This window comes from Blastococcus sp. SYSU DS0828 (assembly GCF_054050975.1).
Map to the genome: position 1 here is coordinate 15,412 of NZ_JBJHAK010000031.1, position 24,908 is coordinate 40,319.

Annotated in this window: 27 protein-coding genes; 13 read left to right on the forward strand and 14 right to left on the reverse strand. The window is 73.7% G+C overall.

Translation table 11 applies throughout. The annotated features are described in order from the left end of the window. Window positions 1-11: 11 nt before the first annotated feature. The 5 genes from ACI79Q_RS18915 to ACI79Q_RS18935 form a co-directional block, all read right to left on the reverse strand. Window positions 12-1,127, reverse strand: coding sequence for an ABC transporter ATP-binding protein (locus ACI79Q_RS18915; protein ID WP_456587295.1), 1,116 nt, complete (start codon window positions 1,125-1,127; stop codon window positions 12-14). Beyond that, the gene (locus ACI79Q_RS18920; protein ID WP_456587294.1) at window positions 1,120-2,172 is read right to left on the reverse strand and encodes an ABC transporter ATP-binding protein; all 1,053 of its coding nucleotides are present in this window, start codon (window positions 2,170-2,172) and stop codon (window positions 1,120-1,122) included. Before ACI79Q_RS18920 ends, ACI79Q_RS18915 begins: the two co-directional genes overlap by 8 nt. Further along, a complete protein-coding gene (locus ACI79Q_RS18925; protein ID WP_456587293.1) occupies window positions 2,169-3,110 on the reverse strand; it encodes an ABC transporter permease in 942 nt (313 codons plus the stop codon). The genes ACI79Q_RS18920 and ACI79Q_RS18925 overlap by 4 nt, the downstream gene beginning before the upstream one ends. Further along, window positions 3,103-4,026, reverse strand: coding sequence for an ABC transporter permease (locus tag ACI79Q_RS18930; RefSeq protein ID WP_456587292.1), 924 nt, complete (start codon window positions 4,024-4,026; stop codon window positions 3,103-3,105). Before ACI79Q_RS18930 ends, ACI79Q_RS18925 begins: the two co-directional genes overlap by 8 nt. Before the next feature lie 148 nt (window positions 4,027-4,174). Next, window positions 4,175-5,830 (reverse strand): peptide ABC transporter substrate-binding protein, encoded by a 1,656-nt coding sequence (locus tag ACI79Q_RS18935; protein WP_456587291.1) that lies wholly within the window; start codon window positions 5,828-5,830, stop codon window positions 4,175-4,177. A 346-nt stretch (window positions 5,831-6,176) separates the two neighbouring features. Here ACI79Q_RS18935 and ACI79Q_RS18940 point away from each other — a divergent pair, with 346 nt between their 5' ends. Continuing rightward, on the forward strand, window positions 6,177-6,347 hold the full coding sequence (locus tag ACI79Q_RS18940) for a CsbD family protein (protein WP_456587290.1): 171 nt from the start codon (window positions 6,177-6,179) through the stop codon (window positions 6,345-6,347). Between the two features lie 114 nt (window positions 6,348-6,461). Here the strand turns inward: ACI79Q_RS18940 and ACI79Q_RS18945 are convergent, their stop codons facing one another. Continuing rightward, window positions 6,462-7,220, reverse strand: a complete 759-nt coding sequence (locus tag ACI79Q_RS18945; protein WP_456615175.1) for a (deoxy)nucleoside triphosphate pyrophosphohydrolase — start codon at window positions 7,218-7,220, stop codon at window positions 6,462-6,464. A 27-nt stretch (window positions 7,221-7,247) separates the two neighbouring features. Between ACI79Q_RS18945 and ACI79Q_RS18950 the strand changes: the two genes are divergently transcribed. The 5 genes from ACI79Q_RS18950 (at window position 7,248) to ACI79Q_RS18970 (ending at window position 10,958) form a co-directional block, all read left to right on the forward strand. Beyond that, the gene (locus ACI79Q_RS18950; RefSeq protein WP_456587288.1) at window positions 7,248-7,784 is read left to right on the forward strand and encodes an RrF2 family transcriptional regulator; all 537 of its coding nucleotides are present in this window, start codon (window positions 7,248-7,250) and stop codon (window positions 7,782-7,784) included. A 230-nt stretch (window positions 7,785-8,014) separates the two neighbouring features. Then, the gene (locus ACI79Q_RS18955) at window positions 8,015-9,688 is read left to right on the forward strand and encodes a nitrite/sulfite reductase (RefSeq protein ID WP_456615176.1); all 1,674 of its coding nucleotides are present in this window, start codon (window positions 8,015-8,017) and stop codon (window positions 9,686-9,688) included. Next, on the forward strand, window positions 9,685-9,858 hold the full coding sequence (locus ACI79Q_RS18960) for a hypothetical protein (protein WP_456587286.1): 174 nt from the start codon (window positions 9,685-9,687) through the stop codon (window positions 9,856-9,858). The genes ACI79Q_RS18955 and ACI79Q_RS18960 overlap by 4 nt, the downstream gene beginning before the upstream one ends. Then, entirely contained in the window at window positions 9,855-10,565 is a 711-nt protein-coding gene (locus ACI79Q_RS18965) for a phosphoadenylyl-sulfate reductase (protein WP_456587285.1), read from the forward strand. The genes ACI79Q_RS18960 and ACI79Q_RS18965 overlap by 4 nt, the downstream gene beginning before the upstream one ends. Before the next feature lie 102 nt (window positions 10,566-10,667). Continuing rightward, window positions 10,668-10,958, forward strand: a complete 291-nt coding sequence (locus ACI79Q_RS18970; protein WP_456613077.1) for a 4a-hydroxytetrahydrobiopterin dehydratase — start codon at window positions 10,668-10,670, stop codon at window positions 10,956-10,958. 46 nt (window positions 10,959-11,004) lie between these two features. Here ACI79Q_RS18970 and ACI79Q_RS18975 read toward each other — a convergent pair whose 3' ends face one another. From ACI79Q_RS18975 to ACI79Q_RS18985, 3 genes are all read right to left on the reverse strand, one after another. Continuing rightward, window positions 11,005-13,263, reverse strand: coding sequence for a PhoX family protein (locus tag ACI79Q_RS18975; RefSeq protein WP_456599709.1), 2,259 nt, complete (start codon window positions 13,261-13,263; stop codon window positions 11,005-11,007). Between the two features lie 216 nt (window positions 13,264-13,479). Then, window positions 13,480-13,869 carry a DUF3037 domain-containing protein gene (locus ACI79Q_RS18980; protein WP_456597446.1) on the reverse strand — a complete coding sequence of 130 codons (390 nt, stop codon included), beginning with the start codon at window positions 13,867-13,869 and terminating at the stop codon, window positions 13,480-13,482. Next, window positions 13,866-14,723: a HipA family kinase gene (locus ACI79Q_RS18985; protein WP_456587280.1), complete on the reverse strand. Its 858-nt coding sequence runs from the start codon at window positions 14,721-14,723 to the stop codon at window positions 13,866-13,868. The genes ACI79Q_RS18980 and ACI79Q_RS18985 overlap by 4 nt, the downstream gene beginning before the upstream one ends. A 151-nt stretch (window positions 14,724-14,874) precedes the next feature. Here ACI79Q_RS18985 and ACI79Q_RS18990 point away from each other — a divergent pair, with 151 nt between their 5' ends. Further along, window positions 14,875-15,420, forward strand: coding sequence for a DUF1990 family protein (locus ACI79Q_RS18990; protein ID WP_456587279.1), 546 nt, complete (start codon window positions 14,875-14,877; stop codon window positions 15,418-15,420). Here the strand turns inward: ACI79Q_RS18990 and ACI79Q_RS18995 are convergent. The 3 genes from ACI79Q_RS18995 to ACI79Q_RS19005 are packed head-to-tail and all read right to left on the reverse strand — an operon-like array spanning window position 15,417 to window position 17,944. After that, on the reverse strand, window positions 15,417-16,166 hold the full coding sequence (locus ACI79Q_RS18995; RefSeq protein WP_456587278.1) for an ABC transporter permease: 750 nt from the start codon (window positions 16,164-16,166) through the stop codon (window positions 15,417-15,419). The genes ACI79Q_RS18990 and ACI79Q_RS18995 overlap by 4 nt on opposite strands. Further along, complete coding sequence (locus tag ACI79Q_RS19000) at window positions 16,163-17,065, reverse strand: ABC transporter ATP-binding protein (protein WP_456615177.1); 903 nt, start codon at window positions 17,063-17,065, stop codon at window positions 16,163-16,165. Before ACI79Q_RS19000 ends, ACI79Q_RS18995 begins: the two co-directional genes overlap by 4 nt. A gap of 48 nt (window positions 17,066-17,113) precedes the next feature. Continuing rightward, complete coding sequence (locus tag ACI79Q_RS19005) at window positions 17,114-17,944, reverse strand: formate/nitrite transporter family protein (protein ID WP_456615178.1); 831 nt, start codon at window positions 17,942-17,944, stop codon at window positions 17,114-17,116. Window positions 17,945-18,077: 133 nt separating this feature from the next. On the opposite strand from ACI79Q_RS19005, the gene ACI79Q_RS19010 reads away from it, so the two are divergent. Further along, window positions 18,078-18,659: a DUF6817 domain-containing protein gene (locus ACI79Q_RS19010; protein ID WP_456615179.1), complete on the forward strand. Its 582-nt coding sequence runs from the start codon at window positions 18,078-18,080 to the stop codon at window positions 18,657-18,659. Here ACI79Q_RS19010 and ACI79Q_RS19015 read toward each other — a convergent pair. Continuing rightward, complete coding sequence (locus ACI79Q_RS19015) at window positions 18,568-18,981, reverse strand: DoxX family protein (protein WP_456587274.1); 414 nt, start codon at window positions 18,979-18,981, stop codon at window positions 18,568-18,570. The two genes, ACI79Q_RS19010 and ACI79Q_RS19015, sit on opposite strands and share 92 nt — an antisense overlap. A 245-nt stretch (window positions 18,982-19,226) precedes the next feature. Here ACI79Q_RS19015 and ACI79Q_RS19020 point away from each other — a divergent pair, with 245 nt between their 5' ends. Genes ACI79Q_RS19020 through ACI79Q_RS19035 form a run of 4 tightly spaced genes read left to right on the forward strand, consistent with a single transcriptional unit; the run spans window position 19,227 to window position 22,883 of the window. Next, a complete protein-coding gene (locus ACI79Q_RS19020) occupies window positions 19,227-20,213 on the forward strand; it encodes an ABC transporter ATP-binding protein (protein WP_456587273.1) in 987 nt (328 codons plus the stop codon). Beyond that, window positions 20,213-21,040, forward strand: coding sequence for an ABC transporter permease (locus tag ACI79Q_RS19025; RefSeq protein WP_456615180.1), 828 nt, complete (start codon window positions 20,213-20,215; stop codon window positions 21,038-21,040). The genes ACI79Q_RS19020 and ACI79Q_RS19025 overlap by 1 nt, the downstream gene beginning before the upstream one ends. 38 nt (window positions 21,041-21,078) lie before the next feature. Next, a complete protein-coding gene (locus ACI79Q_RS19030) occupies window positions 21,079-22,281 on the forward strand; it encodes a sensor histidine kinase (RefSeq protein ID WP_456587271.1) in 1,203 nt (400 codons plus the stop codon). After that, on the forward strand, window positions 22,278-22,883 hold the full coding sequence (locus tag ACI79Q_RS19035) for a response regulator (RefSeq protein WP_456587270.1): 606 nt from the start codon (window positions 22,278-22,280) through the stop codon (window positions 22,881-22,883). The genes ACI79Q_RS19030 and ACI79Q_RS19035 overlap by 4 nt, the downstream gene beginning before the upstream one ends. Window positions 22,884-22,901: 18 nt before the next feature. Here ACI79Q_RS19035 and ACI79Q_RS19040 read toward each other — a convergent pair whose 3' ends face one another. Further along, window positions 22,902-23,117 carry a hypothetical protein gene (locus ACI79Q_RS19040; RefSeq protein WP_456615181.1) on the reverse strand — a complete coding sequence of 72 codons (216 nt, stop codon included), beginning with the start codon at window positions 23,115-23,117 and terminating at the stop codon, window positions 22,902-22,904. 203 nt (window positions 23,118-23,320) lie between these two features. Here ACI79Q_RS19040 and ACI79Q_RS19045 point away from each other — a divergent pair, with 203 nt between their 5' ends. Next, a complete protein-coding gene (locus ACI79Q_RS19045) occupies window positions 23,321-24,778 on the forward strand; it encodes a M1 family metallopeptidase (protein WP_456599713.1) in 1,458 nt (485 codons plus the stop codon). The last annotated feature ends 130 nt before the right edge of the window (window positions 24,779-24,908 follow it).

A 24,908-nucleotide genomic window follows, 5' to 3' on the forward strand; every position in this document is an offset into this window, starting at 1 on the left:
GCGCGAGGTGCTCAGCCCTCCGTGGGGACGACCGCGCGCGCCTCGGCGAAGTGGCACGCCGACGGGTGGCCCTGCCCCCGGTCGACCAGGGCCGGCGGCTCGGTGGCGCAGATGTCCTGGGCCTTCCAGCAGCGGGTCCGGAACCGGCAGCCCGACGGGGGGTTGGCCGGGCTCGGCACGTCGCCCTGCAGCAGGATCCGCTCCTTGAGCCCGCGCAGGTGCGGCTCGTGCACCGGGACGGAGGAGAGCAGCGCCTGCGTGTACGGGTGGGCGGGCGAGCCGTAGACCTGGGCGTCGGTGCCCTCCTCCACGATGCTGCCCAGGTACATCACCGCGACCCGGTCGGAGATGTGCCGCACCACGGAGAGGTCGTGGGCGATGAACAGGTAGGAGAGCCCGAAGTCGTTCTGCAGGTCCTCCAGCAGGTTGACGACCTGCGCCTGGACCGAGACGTCCAGGGCGCTCACCGGCTCGTCGCAGACGATGACCTCGGGCTGCAGGGCGAGGGCCCGGGCGATGCCGATGCGCTGCCGCTGCCCACCGGAGAACTGGTGCGGGTAGCGGTTGACGAAGTCGGGGTTGAGCCCGACCCGCTCCATCAGCTCCTGGGTGCGCTGCAGCCGCCCCTTCTTCGGCGCGACGTCGGCGTGCACCGACCAGCCCTCGGCCACGATGTCCCCGACGGTCATCCGCGGGTTCAGCGAGGCGTAGGGGTCCTGGAAGATGATCTGGACCTCGCGCCGGTACTGCTTGAGCGCGCGGCCGCTCATCTTCGTGACGTCGTCACCCTTGTAGAGGATCTGCCCGTCGGTCGGCTTCTCGAGGGACACGAGCATCTTGGTGACCGTCGACTTGCCGCAGCCGGACTCTCCCACCAGGCCGACCGTCTCCCCGCGGCGCAGTTGCAGGTTGACCCCGTCGACGGCGCGGACGTGGCCGACCGTGCGCCTGAGGACGATGCCCTGGGTGAGCGGGAAGTGCTTCTTGAGGTCCTTGACCTCGAGAAGCACCTCACCGGGCCGGTGCGCCGGGCGGGTCGCCGCCGCGTCGGCCGCGTCGGACAGCCTCTGCCGGTCGGCCTCCGCGGACAGGTCCGCTGCGCTGCTCCCGGAGCTGGCGTCAGACACCGAGGACCTCCTCGCTGTAGTGGCAGGCGGCCTCACGGCCCGGGACGACCAGCCGCAGCGGCGGGGCGTCGGCGACGCAGTCGCGACCCGCGGCGGCCTCCGCACCGGTGCGGCGCTTCGGGCAGCGCGGGTGGAACGGGCAGCCCGACGGGATGGCGGCCAGGTTGGGCGGCTGCCCGCCGATGGGCTGGAGCCGGCCGCCCTTGACCTCCACCTGCGGGATGGAGCGCATCAGCCCGTCGGTGTACGGGTGGGCCGGGTTGCCGAACACCTCGTCGACGGTGCCCCGCTCGACGATGCGGCCCGCGTACATGACGGCCACGTTGTCGGCGACCTCGTTCACGACGCCGAGGTCGTGGGTGATGAGGATCAGCCCCATCCCGGTGTCCCGCTGCAGGTCCTTGAGCAGGTCCATGACCTGCGCCTGCACCGTGACGTCGAGCGCGGTGGTCGGCTCGTCGGCGATCAGGATGCGCGGGTCCAGCGCGAGGGCCATCGCGATCATCACGCGCTGGCGCATGCCACCGGAGAACTGGTGCGGGTAGTCGTTCACCCGCTGCCTGGCGGCCGGGATCCGGACGCGCTCCATCAGCTCGACCGCGTGCTCCTTGGCCTCCTTGCGCGAGGTGCCCCGGTGCGCCCGGAACATCTCGCCGATCTGGAAGCCGACGCTGTACACGGGGTTCAGCGAGGAGAGCGCGTCCTGGAAGATCATCGAGATCCCCGGCCCGCGGACCTTGCGCTGCTCCTCCTCCGGCAGCGTGAGCAGGTCACGCCCCTGGAAGACGATCCGGCCGCTGGTGACCTCCGCCGGCGGGGAGTCGAGGATCCCCATGATCGCCTGCGCGGAGACGGACTTGCCGGAGCCGGACTCACCCAGGATGGCGAGGGTCTCGCCCTCCGAGACGGTGTAGCTCACGCCGTTGACGGCGTTGACCACCCCTGACTCGGTGCGGAACTCCACCCGCAGGTCGTCGACCTCGAGGACGGGTGTCCCGGCGCCGCGGGCGGGGCCGGGGGAAACGGACGTGGACGCGGTGCTCATGAACGCTGCTTCGGGTCGAGGGCGTCGCGCAGGGCGTCACCCATGAGGACGAAGGCCATCACCGTCAGGGTGAGGATGAGGCTCGGGAAGAGGACGGCGTGCGGCGCGGTGCGCAGCAGGCTCTGCCCGGTGTTGATCTGCAGACCCCACGAGATCGCCGGCGGCTGGAGCCCGACCCCGAGGAAGGTCAGCGTCGCCTCCGCGGCGATGAGGATGCCGATCGTGATGGTGGCGTAGACGAGCACCGGGGCGACGGCGTTGGGCAGGATGTGCCGCATCAGGATCCGGATGTCCGAGGCCCCCATCGCCCGGGCGGCGGCGACGTAGTCCGAGCTCTTGATCGCGATCACCTGCGAGCGGACCAGCCGCATCGCGGTCATCCAGCCGAAGAGCGCCAGCGCGATCGCCACCGCGATCACGCCCCGGCCGAGGATGCCGCTGCGCAGGACCACCAGCGCGCCCAGGATCAGCGGCAGCGCGTAGAAGATGTCGGCGATCCGGCTCAGGATGCTGTCGGTGACGCCGCCGTAGAAGCCGGAGATGGCGCCGACCAGGACCCCGAGCACCAGGATCACCACGACCGCCAGCAGGCCGATGATCAGCGAGTTCCGGGCGCCGTAGACGACGTTGGCCAGGTAGTCGCAGCCCTGCTGGTCGAAGCCGAACCAGTGCTCCGCCGACGGCTCGGCGTTGGAGTTGGACAGGTTGCACGACCGCGGGTCGACCCCACGGGCGAAGACCGTCGGCAGCAGCGCCATGCCGACGAACAGCAGGCCGAGCACGGCGCCGATCCAGAAGAGGAAGTTGCGCCTCAGCTGCCGCCAGGCGTCGCTCCAGAGGCTGTTCTGCCGGGCCTGCGCCTCCTCGTCGTGCGCGCCGGTCACGGCACCGGCCCCGGCCTCGTCGTGACCGACGGCCGTCAACTTCGGGTCACTCATAGCGGATCCTCGGGTCGAGGACGGCGTAGAGCACGTCGACGACCAGGTTGAAGAAGATGAAGACGAAGACCAGGAGCGTCACGATGCCGACCACGACGGCGCCCTCCTGGGCCCGCACGGCGTCGAAGACGGCTCGGCCGATGCCCGGCAGGTTGAACACCGTCTCGGTGACGATCGCACCGCCCATGAGGGTGCCGATGTCGGCGCCGATGAAGGTGACGACGGGGATCAGGCTGTTGCGCAGCGTGTGCCGGACGATGACGTCGCGGCGCGGCAGGCCCTTGGCGCGCGCGGTGCGCACGTAGTCGGCGCGCATGTTCTCGGCGATGCTGGTCCGCGTGAGGCGGGCGACGTAGGCCAGCGACCCGGCGGCGAGGACGAGGCCGGGCAGCAGGTAGCTGTACCAGCCCTCGTTGATGCCGGCGATCGGGAACAGGCCCAGCTGGAGCCCGAAGGTGAACTGCGCGACGAACGCGAGCACCAGGATCGGGATCGAGACGATCAGCGTGGTGCTCACCAGGACCACGTTGTCGAAGAAGCCGTTCTTGCGGATGCCGGCCAGCACGCCGGCGACGATGCCGATGACGATCTCGAAGGCGATGGCGACCAGCGCCAGCTTCACCGTGACCGGCATCCGCTGGGAGATCGTGTCCAGCACCTCGCGGCCGCGGAAGTCGGTGCCGAAGTCGCCCTGCAGCAGGTCGCCGACGTACTTGACGTACTGCAGCCACAGCGGGTCGTTGAGGTTGAACTCCGCGGTCAACTGGGCGACCACGGCGGGGGCGAGCGGGCGATCGCCGCCCAGGGCCCGGATCGGGTCGCCCGGCAGTGCGTAGACCAACGCGAAGATCAGGAACGAGGCCCCGACCAGGACGGGGATCGTGAGTAGAAAGCGGCGCGCGATGTAGCGGCCCATGTCGCTCCTCGGTCGAGACGCGCCACGCCCATGTCGCGGGCGCGGAGGCGTCGTCCATGATGCGGGACGAGCCCGAGCGGCCGACCGCCGGGGAGCCCGACCCGGTCTGGGCGGGGGTCCCCGGCGGCGGCCGTGCGGTGCGGCTAGCTCAGCCCTGCGGCGTGACCCGCGTGAGGTCGATGTCGCCGAACACGTCGATCACCACGTCGCTGACGTTCTCCGAGTGGGCGGCCTGCTCCACGTCGAAGAACATCGGGATGATCGGCATGTCCTGGAGCAGGATGTCCTCGGCCTGGTTGTAGTACTCGATGGCCTCCTCGTTGCTCTCGGCGCTGTTGCCCTGCTGGATCAGCGCGTCGAACTCCGGGTTCGAGTAGAACGTGGCGTTGGAACCCGCCGGCGGCAGGGCCGCGGTGGAGTACAGCGGCTCCAGGTAGTTCTGCGGGCTCGGGTAGTCCATGCTCCAGCCGAGGCGGAAGGGACCGGTCACGCCCTGCTCGTCCAGCAGCGGGAGGTACTCGGCGAAGTCGAGCTCGCCCCGCAGGACGTAGTCGACACCGACGTTCTCGCGCAGCTGGTTGCCCACGGCCTGCACCCACGCGTCGTGGCCGGCGCCCGCGTTGAACCACAGCTCGATCGGCTGGCTGCGGTCGAAGCCGGCCTCGTCGAGCAGCGCGTTGGCCTGGTCGACGTCCAGCTCGCAGTACTCGCAGGCACCCTCGCGGTAGCCGTCGACGACGGGCGCGACGTAGGCGTCGGCGGGCTCGCGGCTGCCGGCGAAGATGGCGTCGGAGATCGCCTGCCGGTCGACGGCCATCGACAGCGCCTGCCGCACCTGCGGGTCGGAGAAGCGCTCGTCGTAGGTCGGGTAGCCGAGGTAGGTGAACCCGGAGGACGGGGCCTCCAGGTACCGGTCGCCGAGCACGTCCTCCGCCGAGGCGATGGCGTCCGGCGGCAGGTCCGGCAGGACGTCGAGGTTGCCGGCCTGCAGGTCGTTGTAGCCGGTGTTCAGGTCGGCGTAGACCCGGAACTCCACCTGCTCGGCCTGGGCCTCCTCCTCGCCGGCGTAGTCCTCGTACCGGGTCACGGTGAAGCCCTGGCCGGGGACGAACTCCTCGGTCGCCTCGAACGGGCCGTTGCCGATCGGCTGGCTGCCGAAGCCCTCCGGGTCCTCGAAGAACGCCTCGGGCATGGGCCAGAAGGCGTTGTAGCCGACGGTCACCGGGAACTGGGCGAACGGGGTCGCGAGGGTCACCTCGAAGGTGTTCTCGTCGATGACCTCGAGGCCGCTCATCTCCTCGGCGGCCGGGTCACCGGTGACGTTGCCCTCGTCGTCGGTGGGGGCCTGCAGGTCGTCGTAGCCCAGGATGTTCGAGAAGAAGTACGAGGCACCCTGCGCGTTCGGGCTGTAGGCCGTGTAGTTCCACGCGTCGACGAACGACTGCGCGGTCACCGGGGTGCCGTCGTGGAAGGTCCAGCCCTCCTTGAGCTCGACGGTCCAGGTGGTGTTGTCCTCGGACTCGATCGACTCCGCGACGCCGGTGTACTGCACCTCGCCGTCCGTGGCGTACTCCACCAGGCCGGTCCACAGACCGGAGATGATCTGGTGGCCCTCGCTCTCGGTGGTGTTACCCGGGATGAGGGCGTTCTCCGGCTCGCCGACGTAGATGCTGTAGGTGCCGCCGCCGTCGGCGGAGGTGCCGCCGCCGCCGCCGTTGTCGTCGCTGCCACCACAGGCGGACAGCATCATCGCGGCGGCGACGCCGGCCGCGACGAGCCCACCTCTGCGCTTGCTCAACTTCACGTGCAATGCCTCCCTCGACCCGCGCGAGCGGGGGGAACGGACAGGTCGACCCACGACCCGCGGGCGACTGGATGGTCTCGAGCCGGACGCAGCCGGACCGGGGAGGACCGGGACTGCGACGGGTGGACCCTAGGCACGCCCCGGAGAGGGTGTCCACGGACGTCATCGAGTTGTGACCTGGGCTCACGATCCGCGCGCTGACCGTAACTTCCACGCCTCGTAGGGCATCCGGCGGGCGGTCCTCCCGCCACTGGCGCAGGTGGACCGGAGGCTTTCCGGTACGCGTGTCGGGCAACGTCGGGGCGGGTACGACCGCTCCGAGCAACCGACGACCGGAGGTACTGCGATGAGCGGCACGGACAAGACGACGAGCAAGATCGAGGAGCTGTCCGGCAAGGGGAAGCAGGCGCTCGGGAACGCCACCGACGACCGCGACCTCCAGGCCGAGGGCAAGAAGGAAGAGTCCAAGGGCAGCCTCAAGCAGGCCGGCGAGAAGGTGAAGGACGCCTTCAAGTAAGGCCTCCGCACCCCTCGCACAGGGGCTACGGCGACGACGGGCGCCGCTCCCACCGGGAGCGGCGCCCGTTCCCGTTCCGACGGTGGCGAGACGGCTCCACGGCCCCGCCGGCGCTCAGCGGCGGGCGAGCAGTGCCCGGACGGCGGGGAGCAGGGGGCGGTCGGCGGGGATCCAGTCGAGCGCGTCGAGGTCGGCGGCGCCGACCCAGCGCAGTTCGGTGTGCTCCCGCGCCTCCGGCCGGCCGGAGGCGATCCGCGCCTCCCACACCCGCATCGTCGAGGCCCCGGGCGCACCGCCGCCGACCACACCGTCCAGGAGCACCTCCCCCAGGAAGGACTCGGGCACGACCGCCACCCCGAGCTCCTCGGCGCACTCGCGGACCAGCGCCCCGAGGTCGCTCTCCCCCGGGTCGACCTTGCCGCCGGGGAACTCCCAGCAGCCGTCGAAGGGCCCGCCCGAGCGCTGCGCCACCAGTACCCGGTCCCCCTCGACCAGCGCGGCACCGACGACCTGCACGACCTCGCGCGCCCGCAGCGCGGCCGCCGCGGCGTACGCGTCCAGGTGCGCCCGCATGGCACGGGCGACCCGGCGCCGCAGCACGACCCGGTCGACGACGGCTCCCACCGCGCCGGGCAGCCCGGTCTCCCAGGCGACCTGCTCCTCGACCAGCGTGCCGGCGCCGGTGGCGGAGAAGCGGCGCGAGTGGGTGACCCAGCCGCCCGACCCAACCGCAGCGGTGAACACGTCCCGCTCCGGCCGCACCGCGACGACCTCCGCCAGCGGGAACGGCCAGGGCCGGCCCAGGACACGGGCGACGTCGAACGCCACGGTCAGCGGCGCCTCCACCGAGGTGGTGAAACGCAGCTGGAACACCCGGGCACTCTCCCAGATCACGGCAGTATGGGCAGCGTGCGCATCAACGCCCGGGTCGACTACGCCGTCCGAGCCGTCGTGGAGCTCGCCGCGGCGGCCCCGGAGGCGCTGACCTGCGATCGGATCGCGACCGCCCAGGACATCCCCAACCGCTTCCTGCAGGCCATCCTCGCCGACCTGCAGCACGCCCGCCTGGTCACCAGCCAGCGCGGCCGGGACGGCGGGTACCGGCTGGCCCTGCCCGCGTCGGAGATCTCGATCGCCCGCGTGATGCGGGTGGAGCAGGGTTTCCTCGCCGAGGTGCACGGCCAGCGGCCGGAGGACGTCAGCTACCCCGGCGCCGCCACCGGCCTGGCCGAGGTGTGGGTCGCCGCCCGCGAGGCCTACCGCCGGGTGCTCGAGGGGGTGACCGTGGCCGACGTCGTCGCCGGGCAGCTCCCCCCGCACGCAGCCGAGCTGGTCGCGCTCGACGCCGCGTGGCGGTCCTTCAGCGAGCCCGTGCCGACCGAGGGCGGCCACGACGCACCGGCCGACGGGGCGCGGCCTCCCCGCCCCGTCGGGTGAGCCCTGCACCGGGCCGCCCGGAATGTGGGAGGATCGCGACATGACCGACCGCGGCAGTCTCCTCGTCGCGCGTCTGCACATCGACCTGGCGCTCGTCTCCAGCGCCGCCTGTCGCGCCGCGCGCTGACCCAGGTCCCTCGCGCAGCTGTCCCGCTGCGTCCCGAACCAGCAGCGCCTCCCACCCCGGCCGGCTGCCGGGCGGTCGGCGAGCGCAGGAAGAAGTACGCCACGTGAGCACCCCCACCCGGAGCAGCAACCGGCCGCAACGCGGTCAGGGCCAGTGGGCGCTGGGCTACCGCGAACCGCTCAACCCCAACGAGCGGATGAAGAAGGACTCCGACGGCCTCGAGGTGCGCCAGCGGATCCTCGACATCTACTCGAAGACCGGCTTCGACGGCATCGACCCCGGGGACCTGCGGGGTCGCATGCGCTGGATGGGCCTCTACACCCAGCGCGCCCAGGGCATCCCCGGCGGCAAGACCGCCGTGCTGGAGCCCGAGGAGCTCGAGGACTCCTACTTCATGATGCGCGCGCGCATCGACGGCGGGCAGCTGACCAGCGACGCGCTGCGCGTCCTCGGCGGCATCAGCACCGAGTTCGGCCGCGACGTCGCCGACGTCACCGACCGGCAGAACGTGCAGTACCACTGGATCCGCATCGAGGACGTGCCCGAGATCTGGCGGCGGCTGGAGTCGGTGGGCCTCTCCACGATGGAGGCCTGCGGCGACGTGCCGCGCGTGATGCTCGGCTGCCCGCTGGCCGGGATCCTCGAGGACGAGGTCATCGACGCCACCGACGTCATCGCCGAGACCGTCGCCAAGTACGTGGGCAGCCCCGAGTTCAGCAACCTGCCCCGCAAGTGGAAGACGTCGATGTCCGGCTGCGTCGACCACTGCACCGAGCCCGAGATCGACGACGTCTCGTTCGTCGGCGTCGTGAACGAGGCGGGCGAGGCCGGCTACGACCTGTGGGTCGGTGGCGGGCTGTCCACCAACCCGATGTTCGCCCAGCGGATCGGCGTCTTCGTCCGGCCCGACCAGGTCACCGACGTCTGGGCCGCCTGCACGTCGGTCTTCCGCGACTACGGCTACCGCCGGCAGCGCAACCGGGCCCGGATCAAGTTCCTCATGGCCGACTGGGGCCCGGAGAAGTTCCGCCAGGTGCTGCAGGACGAGTACCTGGAGGAGGCGCTGCCCGACGGCCCGGCGCCCGCCCCCGCGAAGCACGATCAGCGCGACCACGTCGGCGTCGCCAAGCAGAAGGACGGCAACAACGCCGTCGGCTTCGCGCTGCGCACCGGCCGGATCACCGGCTCGCTGCTCACCACGATCGCGAACCTCGCCGACGAGTACGGGCAGGGGCGCATCCGGACGACGACGCAGCAGAAGCTGGTCATCCTCGACGTCTCCGACGAGCGGGTGGAGGCGCTGGTCGAGGCCCTGGCCGAGCACGACCTGCAGGTGCGCCCGAGCGCGTTCCGCCGCGGCACGATGGCCTGCACCGGCCTGGAGTTCTGCAAGCTGGCGATCGTGGAGACCAAGCAGCACGCGCAGGAGCTCTACGCCGAGCTGGAGCGGCGGCTGCCGGACTTCGACGTGCCGATCGGCATCAACGTCAACGGGTGCCCGAACAGCTGCGCCCGCTTCCAGACCGCCGACATCGGCTTCAAGGGCTCGATGGTGCGCGACGACACCGGCGAGATGGTCGAGGGCTTCCAGGTCCACCTCGGCGGCCACCTCGGGGTGGAGGCCACCTTCGGTCGCAAGTTCCGCGGGCACAAGGTGACGAAGGCGGAGACCGCCGACTACTGCGAGCGCGTGCTGCGCGGCTTCCTCGACCGCCGGACGCCGGGCGAGTCCTTCGCCCACTACGTCTCCCGCGCCGAGGAGGCCTGGCTGCTGTGACCGAGGAGCCGGAGCCGGGAAGGACCCGGCAGCTGCCGGTGTTCCACTGCCCGTACTGCGGGGACGAGGAGCTGACCCCCTACGACGGGGAGTCGGCCGGTGGCTGGCGCTGCGGCGCCTGCCTCCGTGCGTTCACCGTCCGACTGCTCGCCACGGGGGTGCCGGAATGACCACTGCGATCGCACCGACACCGGAACTCGCCGCCGACGCCGATGCCCGCTTCGAGGGCATCGCCGACCCGGTGGAGCAGGCGCTGGCCGTGCTGCGCTGGGCCGGGGAGACCTTCGGCGACCAGTTCGCGATCACGTCGTCCATGGCCGACGGGCTGCTGTCGCACCTGGCCTCCCGGGTGATCCCCGGCGTCAACGTGGTCTTCCTCGACACCGGCTACCACTTCGCCGAGACGATCGGGACCCGCGACTGGGTCAGCAGCGTGCTGCCGATCACGCTGCACAACGTCACCCCGCCGCAGACAGTGGCGGAGCAGGACCTCGCCTTCGGGCCGAAGCTGCACGACCGGGATCCGGACCTCTGCTGCGAGCTGCGCAAGGTGAAGCCGCTGGCGCAGGCGCTGGCCGGGTTCACGGCCTGGGGCTCGGGCGTGCGGCGCGACGAGTCGCCGACGCGCGCCGGCACCCGGCTCGTCGACTGGGACGCCAAGCGCGGCATGGTGAAGGTCAACCCGATGGCGGCCTGGACCCAGGACGTCGTCGACGCCTACACGACCGAGCACCAGGTCCCGGTGAACCCGCTGTTCGAGATCGGCTACGGCTCGATCGGCTGCGCGCCCTGCACCCGGCCGGTCGCGCCGGGCGAGGACCCGCGGGCCGGGCGCTGGGCCGGCTCCACCAAGACCGAGTGCGGCCTGCACCTCTGAGGAACCACCCCTGGAAGGGCCTCGTCCCTCCCCGCGCCGCGGGCCCCGGGGACGAGGCCGTTCCAGTACGTCGCCGCCGTTCCCTCACGTCACCATGGGCGGATGCCGCGCCCACCCCGCCTCTCCCCTGACGAGCTCGCCGCCGCGCTCCGCGCCCTCCCGCTGTGGTCGGGGGACGTCGACGGCATCCGCCGCACCGTCGAGCTGCCGAGCTTCCGCGCCGCCGTCGCCGCGATCGTCGCGATCGCGGACGTCGCGGAGGAGCTGGACCACCACCCGGACGTCGACCTGCGGTTCCGGCGCCTGCACCTGACGCTGGTCAGCCACTCCGCCAGCGGGGTGAGCGAGCTGGACCTGGAGCTGGCCCGCCGCATCGACGCCCTCCTGCCCTGAGACGACGCGAGCCCCGCACCGGACCGGTGCGGGGCTCGCGCTCCTCTCAGCTGCCGATGCGGCCACCGTCCGGGCGGTAGACGACGGCGACGCTCGGCCGCGGGAACGGCCGGTACGCCTGCATGTCGGGCCACCGGCTCGACGGGTTCTCCACCGTGGAGCCGGTCGTCTCACCGGGGTGCTGCACGGAGACGAACACCGACCGGCCGTCCGACGGGATCATCGGCCCGCTGCACTCGGCGCCGATGGGCACGGTGAGGAACGCCTTGAGGTGGCCGCGCTCCGGGCCCTGGGTGGGAACGGCGAAGAGCCCGTCGTTCGTGCCCCCGATGGTGCCCGCCTCCTGGTTCCGCGTGGAGAGCACGTTCCCGTCGGTGGAGATCCACAGGTTGCCGGCCGGGTCGAACTCCAGGTTGTCCGGGCACGAGATGGCGCTGACCTGCGACTTGTCGTACCCGGCGAAGTACGTGCCGGGGTACTCCGGGTCGCCGCAGAGGAGGAAGATCCGCCAGTTGAAGGTCTCCCCGGTGGCCGACCCGACCTCTTCCCACTCGATGACGTGCCCGTTGCGGTTGCCCGGCCGCTCCTCGAACCTCGCCGGCGTGCCGGCCTCGTCGTCGGCGGGCACGAACGCCCAGGAGCGGGTGAGCGGATTCGCCTCGTCCGCCCCCGGCCGGCCGTTCTGACCGGTCCGGTTCGAGTTGTTGGTCAGCGCCGCGTACACCCGGCCGTTGACCGGGTTGGTCTGGATGTCCTCGGGCCGGTCCATCTTGGTCGGCACCTTCGAGGGATCGATGACCTGGACGTTGTCCGGGTCCGGGAAGTCACCGTTCTCGTCGAGCAGCTTGCCCAGCCGGTCGGCGGCCTGGCGGGTGAAGACCAGGACCCACGCGACGTCCTTGCCCGGGATCATCGACCGGCCGTCCTTGACCAGCGGGATCCAGTGCCCGACCCCGTCGAACTCCCCGTCGGCGGGCAGCTGCCCGCTGCCGTCGATCTCGGCGGCCGGCGAGTCGCCGGTGAAGCGGGCGACGTAGAGGTCGCCCTCCTCCAGCAGGGTCATGTTGTGCTGCCGCGTCGCCCGGTCGGTGCCCTCCCGGTACTTCTTCTTCGACACGAACTTGTAGATGTAGTCGAAGCGCTCGTCGTCGCCCGAGTACGCGACCACCCGGCCGTCCTCGGCGATCCGCACATCGGCACCCTCGTGCTTGAAGCGCCCCAGGGCGGTGTGCTTCTTGGGCGTCGAGGTGGGGTCGTACGGGTCGAGCTCGACCACCCAGCCGAAGCGGTTGACCTCGTTGGGCTCCTTGCTGAGGTCGAACCGCGGGTCGACGGTGTGCCACTTGCGGGTCGGGACGTCCTCGGCGCTGACGCCGTACCGGCGCAGCGCCGCCATCTGGGTGGCCTCGCTGATCGGCGCCGTCGTCCCGAAGTACTGGTTGAAGTTCTCCTCGCCGTGCAGCGTCGTGCCCCACGGCGTGACGCCCCCCGCGCAGTTGTTCAGGGTGCCCAGGACGGTGCGCCCCTCGGGGTCGGCGCTGGTCCGCAGGTACTCGGACCCGGCGGCCGGCCCGGTCAGCTGGAAGGGGGTGTCCGTCGTGATCCGGCGGTTGCGGTCGCGCTCCCGCGTGGCCCGCCACTGACCGGCCGGACCCTCCCGGCGGACCTTCACCACCGAGATGCCGTGCGCCATCATCGCGACGCGCTTGTACTCGTCGGGGATGTCGCCCGCGCCCTCCTCGTCGGCGACACCGGCGAACATCAGCTGCTCGTCGGTGTACTCGTGGTTCACCACCAGCAGCGCGTTGCGGTCGTCCAGGGGCAGCCACCCGATGAAGTCGCAGTTGTAGCCGAACTGCTTGGCCTGGGCCTCGGGCGTCTGCCGGTCGATGCGGAACGGCGGCGCCCCGGGCAGCACCGGGTCACCCCAGCGCATGACCACGCTGGAGGCGTACCCAGTGGGGACGACCAGCTCGTCGAGGAAGTTCTGCTGGACCGGCTGGAACGTCAGGGCCCCGTCGGCGGCACCACCGCGGCGGGACGACGAGGTCTGGGCCGCGGCCGGGAGAGCCGGTCCGGCCGCGACGACCAGGGCGCTGACGCCGGCCGCCTTCAGCAGGTTGCGCCGGCTGAACGACTGCTGGACCACAGCCGCGAAGGTCGGGTTGTCCGTCGGGTTGGGGATGGCGCTGTCGCAGGCGTTGCCGCACTTGTAGAAGCAGGTCGTGTGGCTGCGGCTGCCGTGCCGGATGCCGGAGAGCAGGGGCAGCAGCGCGCGCTTGCGCGGCTCGAGGATGTCGGTCATCAGAACCCTCTGGGTCGAGAGGAAGTCGGGCGCGCGAAGCCAAACCGGCTCCGGCCACCACGACGTGACCGAGCAGTGAACGAGCGCTGACCTCCTGGCCACCGTTTGCGCCACGCGCCGTGGGTGACGGGTGACGGCCCGCGTCCGGTGACGGGCAGCACCGCGACGGCCGCGCCGGAGCCGCCGGCGGTTGCCCGACCGCAGCCGAGGTCGGGGTCAGCCCTCGACCGGGAGCACCAGCACGCGCAGCAGCCGGTCGGCCTCGGCGTCGGGGTCGGCCGTCAGGCCGGTGTGCACCGGGCCCGGCTGGACGACGGTGCTGCGGGGCGCGGTGAGCCAGCGGAACCGGGCCCCGAGCGCCTCCCGACCGGCCGCACCGACGCCCGGATCGGCCGAGCAGACGTCCGCGGCCGCCTGGAGCGCCCGGCCGATGGCCACCGGGTCGGCGGTGGGGTCCAGCGCGCGCAACCGGTCGACGTCGAGGTGCAGCCGCGAGCCCAGGTAGTCGCGCTGCCGGCAGTAGACGAGGACGCCGGCGTTGAGGAACTCCCCCCGCTCGACGCGCGGGACCACCCGCAGCACCGCGTACTCGAAGGTGTCCTTCATCGCTGGCTGATCCCCTCCGGCGGCGGCGGCCCCAGCCACGCGGGCCGGTTCTCCCCGCGCGGCGCCCGCCGGCGGCCCGCTCCCCCGGCGGCGGCCGCGGCGACCACCCCGGGCAGCCAGGCCGCGCGGGCGTCCAGCCGGGCGAGCAGCTGCTCGACGTACCGGGACCGTACGGCGTCGGGCGCGGCACCGGCCTGCGGGTCGTCGAGCCACTCGTCGGGCACCTGCGCCAGCACGCGGTCCAGCAGCTCCCGGGTGACCCGGCGGGCCAGCGCCGTGTCGGCCGCGGGCACGTCGGGGGCGCACTCGACCAGGGCGTGCGCGGACGCGTCGTAGGGCCGGGCCACTGCCGCTGCCGCCCCCGGCCAGTGGTGGTGGAAGGTGAGCGCGGCTCCGTGGTCGATCAGCTGCAGCCGACCGTGCCAGAACAGCATGTTCGGGTTGCGCCAGGAGCGGTCGACGTTGCCGATCAGCGCGTCGAACCACAGCACCCGGCCGGCGAGCTCCGGGTCGACCCCGTCGGCGCCGGCCTCGAAGTCCAGCGCGCCGGGGAGGTAGTCCAGCCCGAGGTTGCGACCGGCCGACCGCTGCAGCAGCTCCTGCACCTCGTGGTCGGGCTCGCCCACGGCCAGCTCGGGGACGACGTCGACGGTGACCAGCGCCGGCACCGGCAGCCCCAGCGCCCGGGCGAGCTCGGCGCAGACGACCTCGGCGACCAGCACCTTCACGCCCTGCCCCGCCGCGCGCCACTTCACCACGTAGGTGCCCAGGTCGTCGGCCTCCATGAGCCCGGGCAGCGACCCACCCTCGCGCAGCGGGGTGACGTAGCGGGTGGCGGTGACAGCGGGCAGCACAGTGGGGTCAACCTACGCCCGGTGCGGCTGCCCGCGTCGTGCCCGACGCGGAGGTACCCGTCCGCGTCGCCGAGCCGCAGCGGCGCTCGCGGCACCGCGGGCCCCTTGACCGCACCCGGCAGCGGGAGCGGGTGGACGGGACACTGGGGACGTGGGCCTCCTGCGCGCGACCGATCCGGCACTGCTCGCCGAGGCGCCGTTCACCTACGCCGAGGTGGGCGCCACGGGGGGCGAGGCGCTGCCGGCCGGCTACCACCACGCGGAGCACTCCGCGGTCGTGGGCACCGGGCCGGCGGCCTTCGAGCGGGCGGCCGCCGCGGTGCTCGGCTGGCGGGCGCAGCGCGGTGCCGGCCTGCGGATCCGCGCCTCGGGGCCGGCCGGCGTACCGGGCACCGTCGTGGTCCTGACCGCGGGGCTGCCGCGGCTGGGGTACGACATCCCCTGCCGCGTCGTGTGGGCCGCCACCGAGGGGAACGAGCGGGGCTTCGCCTACGGCACGCTGCCCGGCCACCCGGAGAGCGGCGAGGAGCGGTTCACCGTCCGGCTCACCGACGACGGGGACGTCGTCTACACGATCCGGGTCTTCTTCCGCCTGGCCTCGCCCGCCGCCCGGCTGGCGGGTCCGCTGAGCCTGGCGCTCCAGCGGGTGGCCACCGCCCGGTACGTGTCGGCGATCCGCCGGGCCGTGCGGAGCTAGACGTCGCGGCGCACCAGCAGCGCCGCACCCAGCAGCCAGGCCGCCGCCGCCCAGGCGCCGGCCACGAGCAGGCCGGTCTGCCACGAGGTCGCCGCCGCGAGGAAGGCGTCCTCCCCCACCCGGAACGCCGGCAGCCAGCGCGAGACCCGCACGCTGAGCTCCGTGCCGGCGATCGCGAGCACCGGCGGGAGCACCAGCACCAGGGCGAGCGCGGCGCCGAGGGCGCCGGCGCTCGAGCGCAGGACCGCCCCCAGGCCGACGGCGAGCACCCCGGTGAGCGCCGCCCCGGCGACCTGCAGCCACAGCTGGCGCAGCACATCGGCATCGGTGGGCGGGATGCCGCCGGGGACGGCGGTGAGCCGGGTGGCGGCCAGCAGGCAGAAGGCGGCCACGACCGCGGTGAGGAGCACGCTCCAGGCGACGACGACGACGGTCTTTGCGAGCAGCAGCCGACCTCGGCGCGGCACCGCGGTGAAGGTGGCCAGCGCCAGCCCGGTGCGGAACTCGCTGCTGACCACCAGCACGCCGAGGACCACCAGCGGCACGGGGCCGAAGCCGAACCCGGTGAGCGCCGAGCTCACCGCGAGGTCCGCGCGCGGAGCCGCCTGCGTGGTGGCCGCGGCGAGCCAGCCCGCGCCGCCGGCCAGCAGCACGAACAGCGCCGAGCACCACCAGGTGGAGCGCGTCGACCGCAGCTTGGTCCACTCGCTGCCCACGACCGCGGAGAACGGCACGCCGCGGCTCACGGGGTGACCGCCCGGTACTCGACGTCGTCGCCGGTCAGCTCCAGGTACGCCTCCTCGAGGGAGGTGGCGACCGGGCTGAGCTCGTGCAGCCGCACGCCGAGGTCGTGCGCGAGGTCCCCGACCTCGGCGGCCGCCAGCCCGTCGACCCGCAGGGACCCGTCGATCTCCAGCTCGACCGAGCCGCCGGCGCGCTGCACCGCCGACGCCAGGAGCGGGGCCTGCGGGCTGCGCACCCGGACGGCGACGTGCGCGCCGAGCAGCTCGCCCATCGGGACGTCGGCGAGCAGCCGGCCACGGCCGAGGACGACGAGGTGGTCGGCGGTGTCCTGCATCTCGCTCATCAGGTGGCTCGAGACCAGCACCGTCCGCCCCTCGTGGGCGAGGTCGCGCAGCAGCTCGCGCACCCACCGGATCCCCTCCGGATCGAGCCCGTTGACCGGCTCGTCGAGCAGCAGGACCTGCGGGTCACCGAGCAGGGCGGCGGCGATGCCGAGCCGTTGCGCCATGCCGAGGGAGAAGCCCCGCACCCGCTCGTGGGCGACCGGCCCCAGTCCGACCAGCTCGATCACGTCGTCCACCCGGCGCCGCGGCAGCGCGTTGCTCCGCGCCAGCGCGAGCAGGTGGGCGTGGGCGGTGCGCCCCGGGTGGCGGGCGCGCGGGTCGATCAGCGCACCGACCTCCCGCACCGGGTGGGCCAGCTCGCGGTACGGCCGCCCGAGCACGGTCGCCGTCCCGGCGGTGGGCCGGGCCAGCCCGAGGATGCACCGCATCGTCGTCGTCTTGCCCGAGCCGTTGGGGCCGAGGAACCCGGTGACCCGGCCGGGCTCCACCGTGATCGTCAGCCGGTCGACGGCGACCCGGGCGCGGTAGCGCTTGGTCAGACCGTCGAGCTCGATCACGCCGCCAGGATGGCGGGAGCCCGCCGCGACCGGCCGGAGGCGCGCTGCTCAGTGGCCGGAGGCGACCGCCGCGCGCTCCCGCTCGATCAGCTCCTTGCTCCGCACCAGGCGGATCAGGGTGACCACGAGCAGCCCCCCCGCCATGTTGAGCAGCACGGTGTACCAGAACCAGCCCAGCCAGTCGATGTAGCCGAACGGGGCGCCGGCGTGCAGCGCGCCGAAGATCAGCAGCGAGTCCAGGATCGAGTGGAACAGCACCAGCCCGGCGAGCAGGAAGCCGCCGATCACCGAGGCGACGATCTTCCCCGTCTCGGAGTGCGCGCCGTGCTGCATGCGGGTCATCAGGGTGATCACGCTGCCGGCCAGGAAGGCCAGGGAGACCGCCTGGACGTCCAGCGGCGCCTCGATGAAGTGCGCCGCCGACTCGACGGCGGTGTCCGCCAGCTCGGGGAAGGCGAGGACGACCACCCACATGACCAGCCAGCCGCCGACGAGGTTGGCGACCAGCGTCCCGGCCCACAGCTTCGCCAGCTGGGCGGTGCTCGCCCGCCCGGCGAACACCGCGGTGACCGGGACCAGGAAGCCCTCGGTGAACAGCTCGCTGCGCCCGAGCATCAGCGCGATCAGGCCGATGCTGAACGCCAGGCCGGCGAGCAGCTCGCTGCCCGTGGCCTCCAGGACCGCCAGCAGGGCGAGCACGCCGACGGCGATCTCCAGCCCGCCGGCCAGCCCCGTTGCCAGCACCTCCCGCCACCGGCGGTGCAGGCGCTGCGCACCCTCGCTGACGATCTTCTCGAACGCCTCGGCGACCTCGTCCTCGGCGGGGACGTCGGTCTCGCCCAGCTCCGCGCGCTTCCGGTCCTGCTCCTGGTCCTCCACGGTGCTCCTCCGATCGTCGACACCGGGACCGGGGACCGGGCGGCGCGTTGGCGCGGCCCTACCCGGAGCGGTCCCGCCCCCACACGTGATCGTGCTCATCGCCGGTCATCGGCGGCGTGGCTACGGTCCGGTGATGACCATTCCCGACGAGCGCCTGGCTGCGCTGCTCCGCGCACGCGGCGCCGAGGAGATCGGCCATCCCGGCTGCACGCTGGCCGCGCACCTGGAGCGGGTGCAGCGAACGCTCGCCCGGCTGGGCGCCACCCCCGACGTGCAGCTCGCCGGCCGGGCGCACGCGGTGTACGGCACCGACGGGTTCGACGTCCGGCTGCTCGCCGACGACGAGCGGCCGCTGCTGGCGGCGATCATCGGTGCGGCCGCGGAGGCATTGGTCCATCGGTACGGCAGCTGCGACCGCGACCGGACGTGGGAGGACCTGGCGTCGACCGGTCTCCTGCACGATCGCCGGACCCGCGACGTCGAGCGGCTGGACGGCGCGCAGCTGCGCGCCTTCGCCGACCTCAGCCTGGTCAACGAGCTCGACGTCGCCGAGCACGCCCCCGGGTTCGTCGAGCAGCACGGCGCGTACTTCCGCCGCCTCGCCGAGGCCTGGGCGCCGGTGCTCAGCCCCGCGGTGCTGACCGAGGCGCGCCGCGTCCTCGACTGCGGCCTTCCGCACCGCGGGCGACAGCCACCGCCCAGCCGATGTAGCTGACGTTCACCAGCAGCCGCGCGGCGATGCCCGGCCGCCGGTCGAACAGCCGGGTCGCCGTCGACGCGCGGCGCAACGGGTCGAGGTGGGCCGGCAGGTACGCGGTGACGAGGGCGGCGGCCAGCCAGGCTCCCGCCCGGCGGGTGGCGGGACGGGTGAGCAGCACCCCCGCGAGCACGTCGGCGGCGCCGCTGACCGCGACCGCCGCACTCGGCGCCGGCACCCACGGCGGCACGAGCCCCCGGAAGTACCCGGGGACGACGGTGCGGCCGGCACCCGACCCGATCATGAGCCCCGCCAGGGCCCTGGCGGCCAGATCCTCCACATCGCCTCCTCGGCCCTCGCCGGTCACGGCGGCTGCGACCGCCGCCCGGCACCCCGACCGTCACCGTGCACGACGGCCCGCCGTCGTGCCAGACCATGACACGCGTCACGGGTCGGGCGTGCGGACGGCGGCGCAGGTCGTGAACGACGGCACCTGTGCAGCGCCCGACCGGGCGGCAACGTGGGGGGTGCGACCCGGAGAACCGGCCCGACGGCGGCCGGCGGGGCGCGCCGAGGAGGTTCTGCATGACCACCGTCGACCACTCCCCCCGCGCCCGGCCAGGACCGCGGCCGGACGCGCCACCGGCGGTCGAGGTCGTGGACCTGTGCCGGCGCTACGGCGACTTCGAAGCCGTCCGGGGCATCTCCTTCGAGGTGCACCCCGGCGAGGTGTTCGCGCTGCTCGGCGTCAACGGCGCCGGCAAGACGTCCGCGCTGGAGGTGCTGGAGGGGCTGGCCCGGCCCGACGGGGGCACCGTGCGGATCCTGGGCGCCGATCCCCACCGCGAGCCCGCCGCCGTCCGCCCGCACCTGGGGGTGCTGCTGCAGAGCAGCGGCCTGCCCGGCGATCTCACCGTCGGCGAGACGGTGTCCACCTGGGCGCGGACCCTGACGTCCCCGCGCCCGGTGGACGAGGCGCTCGCGCAGGTCGGCATGACCGGCCGGACGGACGTCCGCGTGCGCAGCCTCTCCGGCGGCGAGCGCCGCCGCCTGGACCTCGCCCTCGCCCTCCTGGGCCGGCCGCGCGTCCTGGTGCTCGACGAGCCCACCACCGGCCTGGACCCGGAGAGCCGGCGGACGGTGTGGTCGCTGGTGCAGGAGATGGTGCGGGGCGGGACGGCGGTCGTGCTCACCACCCACCACCTCGAGGAGGCCGAGGAGCTGGCCGACCGGATCGCCATCCTGCGCGCCGGCCGGATCGAGCTGGAAGGCACCCCGGTCGAGATCACCGCGGCCCAGCCGGCCACCGTCCGCTTCACCCTCGACCGGGACGTTCCCCCGCTGCCGCCGCTGCCCGGTACCCGGCTCGTCGCCCCCGCTCCCCGGGTCGAGCTGCACACCCGCGACCTCCAGGCGGCGCTGACCACGCTGCTGGCCTGGGCCGCCGACCACGACGTCCAGCTGGCGGGCCTGCAGGCGCGGTCGGCCTCCCTGGAGCAGGCCTTCCTGGCCGTCGCCGACGGCGCCTCCCCGATCACCGACCGATCCGCCCCCGAGAGCAGGAGCGCCTGATGCCCGCCCCCACGTCCACCGCCCCGTCCACGACGTCGCCCGCCGGGCCGAGCCGGCTCCGGCGCACCCTCGCCCTCGCCGGCGCCGAGACCCGGCTCTACCTGCGCAACCGCACCGCCGTGGTGAACTCGGCGGTGCTGCCGCTGCTGCTGGTCGCTGCCGTCCCGCTGCTCGGCTTCGGTGACGGCGCGGTCCCGGTCGGCCCCCGGCTGCTGGTCAGCGCGATCGGCGTGATGCTGGTCTTCCTGACCTACACCAACCTGCTCACCACGTTCGTCGCCCGCCGGGAGCACCTGGTCCTGCAGCGGATGCGCACCGGCGAGCTCACCGGCGCGGAGGTGATCCTCGGGACCGCCACACCGACCCTGCTGATCACGGTGGGCCAGGTGGTCCTCGTCGGCGCCGGGATCGCCGTCCTCGGCGAGTGGGCGATGCCGGTGGACGTCGTCCTGCCGCTGGTGGCACTGATCGGCGGCGGCGCGCTGATGCTGCTGCTGGCGGCCGCGAGCACCGCGTTCACCCGCACGCCCGAGAGCGCGCAGATCACCGCGCTCCCGCTGCTGCTGGTCTCCACCACGCTGTCCGGGCTGTTCTTCCCGCTGTCCGTGCTGCCCGACCCGCTCGCCACCGCGGCCCGGTTCCTGCCGCTCACCCCGGCCGTCGAGCTGAGCCAGCTCGGTCTGGCGGGGCAGACCTGGAGCGGCGAGGCGGTGGACTGGGCCGGCGCGTGGAGCGCGGCGACGCTGCCGCTGGCGGTGCTCGCGGGCTGGCTCGTCGTCGCCGGCGTGCTCGCCCGGCGGGGGTTCCGCTGGGCGCCACGGCGGTGAGCCCGGCGACGGCGCGCCGGTCGGGCAGCATGGGCGCCGTGCCGACCGTGACCCGCTGGTGGGGCAGCCGCTCCGACCCCGAGCGCATCGAGCTCTACACGCGGTGGTCGTTCTACACGTTCCTCGGCGCGATCCCGCTCTTCGCCGTCGCGGTGCTCGGCGCGGCCGCCGAGCCGGTCCCGGATCTCGCCGTCGGCCTGTTCTTCGCCGGGTCCGTCGCCACGGCGGTCGGCGGGGTGGTGGTGACCCGCCGCGGTCTGGCCGCGCACGGCCGCGGCGAGCCGCTGCCCCGGCGCACGGTCCTCGGCGCCTTCGCCGCCGCGGGGCTGATGGCGGCGGCGGGAGCCTGGGCGTTCGGCACCGGGGAGCCGTCGCCCGCCGTGCCGTGGTCGGTGGCGCTGCCCCTGGGCACGGTGCTGACCGCGTGCGCGACGGTCTGGACCACCCGGCAGCTGCTGCCGCACACGCTCACCATCGGGGTGCTCAGCGGCTTCGCCGCCTACCTCGACGGGACGCCGGCCCCCGCGGCGGTGGCGCAGGGGACCGCGCTCACCCTGGCGGTCATCGGGGTGGTGCTCGCCTTCCGGTTCTCCGTCTGGGTGCTCGACGTCGTGCAGGAGATGGCCCGCAGCCGGGAGGTCCAGCTGCAGCTGGCGGTGGCCGAGGAGCGGCTGCGGTTCGCCCGCGACCTGCACGACGTCATGGGCCGGGACCTCTCGACCATCGCGGTGAAGAGCCAGCTGGCCGGCGCGCTCGTCCGGCGCGGTCAGCCCGGGGCCGCCGAGGAACTCGACGACATCAGCCGCATCGCCGAGGGGTCGCTGCGGGAGGTGCGGGAGGTCGTCCGCGGCTACCGCTCGGCGGACCTCGGCGGCGAGCTGGCGGGCGCCCGCTCGGTGCTCCGCGCGGCCGGCGTCGCCTGCAGCGTCTCGGGCGAGGACGCGGGGACGGCGCTGCCCGAGCACCTGCAGAGCGCGCTCGCCTGGGTGGTGCGCGAGGCGGTGACCAACGTGCTGCGGCACAGCCGTGCATCGCGGTGCACGATCACCGTGACCGTCACCGAGCAGGAGGCAGGACTGACCGTGGTCAACGACGGTGCGGACGCGCCCGGGACGGAGTGGGGCAACGGCCTCACCGGGCTCGCCGAACGGCTGACCGCCCTCGGCGGCCGACTCCGGGCGCGGCCGGCGGACGGCGGCTTCGCGCTGGAGGCCACGGTGCCGGTGGCGGTGCGCCGGTGATCCGCGTGCTGCTCGCCGACGACGAGAACCTGATCCGCTCGGCGCTGGCCGCGTTACTGGCCCTGGAGGACGACCTCGACGTCGTCGCGGAGGCGGCCTCCGCGGCCGAGGCGCTGGCCATGGCGCGGGCGCACTCCCCCGACGTCGCCGTCCTCGACCTGCAGCTCCCCGACCGCGACGGCATCTCGCTCGCCGCCGACCTGGCCGCGTTCCTTCCCGGCTGCGGCCTGGTGATCGTCACCGGGCACGGCCGACCGGGCCACCTCAAGCGCGCGCTCGAGGCGGGGGTGCGCGGGTTCCTCCCGAAGACGGTGAACGCCGGGGTGCTGACCACCGTCGTCCGCACGGTGCACTCCGGCGGCCGGTACGTCGACCCCGAGCTCGCCGCCGAGGCGATCAGCGCCGGGGACAGCCCGCTGACCCCGCGCGAGGCCGACATCCTGGAGCTCGCCGCCGGCGGCGCGCCGGTGGAGGAGATCGCCGCGCGCGCCCACCTCTCCCCCGGCACGGTCCGCAACCACCTCTCCGCCGCCGCCGCGAAGCTGCGGGCGCCGAACCGGCACGCCGCCGTCGCCGAGGCCCGCCGGCACGGCTGGATCTGACACCGGGCGGCGAGGGGCTCACCTGCGGAACGGCAGCCGCTTGAGCGCCCGGAGCCCGGCGGTCACCACCGTCGCGTAGCGCTCCAGCCGCAGCCCCGGCACCGGCCCCACCGGCAGCCCGCGCTGGACGGCGACGGTCTGGCTCTCGGTGTACTTGAGGATGCCCTCCCGGCCGTGCCGCCGACCGACGCCCGAGTCCGGGTCCAGGGTCGCGTGCGGTGCGGTCGTCGTCATCCCCCACTTCTACCCGGCCGGCCGGGGACCGACGACCGCTGAGCCGGGCCGCCGGTAGCAGCGAGCGACCGCGTGTGACCGCTCGGTGGTCCCACGCGGCGGGGGTGCCACGGCGGGTCGGCGCGGAGAATCGCGCCCGCACCGAGCCGTTACCGTCGCCGTCTCCGCGCACAGGAGACCCGCGACGGCTCGGAGGAGCAGCCATGTCCCGGAAACTCTCGATCCTGACCATGACGACGGTGGTGGCGCTCGGCCTCGGCGCCGGGACCGCGTCCGCCGGCGACGACCCGCCCCGCACGGGGTCCCCCGGCGCCCCCGGCCTCGGGGATCCCTACTTCCCGCTCGACGGGAACGGCGGGTACGACGTCGTGCACTACGACCTGGACGTCCGGTACGACCCGGCGACCGACGTGCTCCACGGGGTCGCGACGATCACCGCCCGGGCGCTGCAGGACCTCTCCAGCTTCAACCTCGACCTCGAGGGCATGGAGGTCCGGTCCGTGCGGGTGGGCTCCAGCGACGCGGCCTGGGCGCGCGAGGGCGGCGAGCTCACCGTCACCCCCGCCAAGGCGCCCCGCGCGGGGCAGAGGTTCGCCACCACGGTGACCTACGACGGCGTTCCGCAGACCATCACCGACGCGTTCGGCACCTCCGGCTTCATGCACACCGACGACGGCGCGATCGTGGCCGGCCAGCCCGACGTCGCGGCCACCTGGTTCCCGGCGAACGACCACCCCCGGGACGCCGCCTCGGTCACCGTCCGCGCCACGGTCCCGGAGGGCCTGGAGGCCGTCTCCAACGGCGTCCTCCGCGGCACCCGCACCGCGCACGGGTGGACCACCTGGGACTGGCGCGCGCAGGAGCCGATGGCCACCTACCTGGTCACGCTGGCGATCGGCGAGTTCGACCTGCGCGAGTACCGGGCCGACGGCATCCGGTACTGGGACGCGCTGGACCCCGACCTGTTCACCATGGAGCTCGACCCGGGGTCCGGGGGCGCCTCCGTCGGTGAGGTGGCCGAGGGGTCGCTGGCCCGGCAGCCGGAGATCACCGACTTCCTCTCCGGCGTCTTCGGGCCGTACCCGTTCCGTGCTTCCGGCGGCATCGTCGACGACCACCCGGAGTTCCAGTTCGCGCTGGAGACGCAGACCCGTCCGATCTACGCGTCGGCGTTCTTCTCCGACGCCGTGAGCGGCGACCTCGTGGTGGTGCACGAGCTGGCCCACCAGTGGACCGGCGACCTCCTGCGCATCGACGAGTGGCGGCACATCTGGCTCAACGAGGGGTTCGCCACGTACGCCGAGTGGCTCTGGCTCGAGCGCGAAGGGCTGTCCAGCCCGCAGCAGGAGTTCGACGCCATCGCCGCGGGCGCCCCGCCGGAGTTCTGGGAGCTCACCATCGGCGACCCGGGGCCGGCCACGGAGAACCTCTTCGACATCGCCGTCTACTACCGCGGCGCGATGACCCTCCAGGCGCTGCGCACCGAGGTGGGCGACGAGGCGTTCTTCGCGATCGTCCGGGAGTGGGTGGCGTCCCAGGCCGGCGGCACGGTCACCACCGAGGAGTTCGTCGCGCTCGCGGAGAAGGTGTCCGGGCAGCAGCTGGACGAGCTGTTCCACCAGTGGCTGTTCACCCCCGGGAACCCGACCGCGGCCGGCTGACGACCCGAGGGGGGGGGGGGGGGGGGGGGGGGGGGGGGGGGGGGGGGGGGGGGGGGGGGGGGGGGGGGGGGGGGGGGGGGGGGGGGGGGGGGGGGTGGTCGACTCCCTCGGGCTGTCGCGCCCCCGGCGC

Bases quoted from the DNA above. Each gene is read 5' to 3' on its own strand.
- ACI79Q_RS18920 (WP_456587294.1), bottom strand. From the start codon at position 2,172: ATGAGCACCGCGTCCACGTCCGTTTCCCCCGGCCCCGCCCGCGGCGCC.
- ACI79Q_RS18925 (WP_456587293.1), bottom strand. From the start codon at position 3,110: ATGAGTGACCCGAAGTTGACGGCCGTCGGTCACGACGAGGCCGGGGCC.
- ACI79Q_RS18930 (WP_456587292.1), bottom strand. From the start codon at position 4,026: ATGGGCCGCTACATCGCGCGCCGCTTTCTACTCACGATCCCCGTCCTG.
- ACI79Q_RS18940 (WP_456587290.1), top strand. From the start codon at position 6,177: ATGAGCGGCACGGACAAGACGACGAGCAAGATCGAGGAGCTGTCCGGC.
- ACI79Q_RS18950 (WP_456587288.1), top strand. From the start codon at position 7,248: ATGGGCAGCGTGCGCATCAACGCCCGGGTCGACTACGCCGTCCGAGCC.
- ACI79Q_RS18965 (WP_456587285.1), top strand. From the start codon at position 9,855: ATGACCACTGCGATCGCACCGACACCGGAACTCGCCGCCGACGCCGAT.
- ACI79Q_RS18970 (WP_456613077.1), top strand. From the start codon at position 10,668: ATGCCGCGCCCACCCCGCCTCTCCCCTGACGAGCTCGCCGCCGCGCTC.
- ACI79Q_RS18975 (WP_456599709.1), bottom strand. From the start codon at position 13,263: ATGACCGACATCCTCGAGCCGCGCAAGCGCGCGCTGCTGCCCCTGCTC.
- ACI79Q_RS18980 (WP_456597446.1), bottom strand. From the start codon at position 13,869: ATGAAGGACACCTTCGAGTACGCGGTGCTGCGGGTGGTCCCGCGCGTC.
- ACI79Q_RS19010 (WP_456615179.1), top strand. From the start codon at position 18,078: ATGACCATTCCCGACGAGCGCCTGGCTGCGCTGCTCCGCGCACGCGGC.
- ACI79Q_RS19020 (WP_456587273.1), top strand. From the start codon at position 19,227: ATGACCACCGTCGACCACTCCCCCCGCGCCCGGCCAGGACCGCGGCCG.
- ACI79Q_RS19025 (WP_456615180.1), top strand. From the start codon at position 20,213: ATGCCCGCCCCCACGTCCACCGCCCCGTCCACGACGTCGCCCGCCGGG.
- ACI79Q_RS19040 (WP_456615181.1), bottom strand. From the start codon at position 23,117: ATGACGACGACCGCACCGCACGCGACCCTGGACCCGGACTCGGGCGTC.
- ACI79Q_RS19045 (WP_456599713.1), top strand. From the start codon at position 23,321: ATGTCCCGGAAACTCTCGATCCTGACCATGACGACGGTGGTGGCGCTC.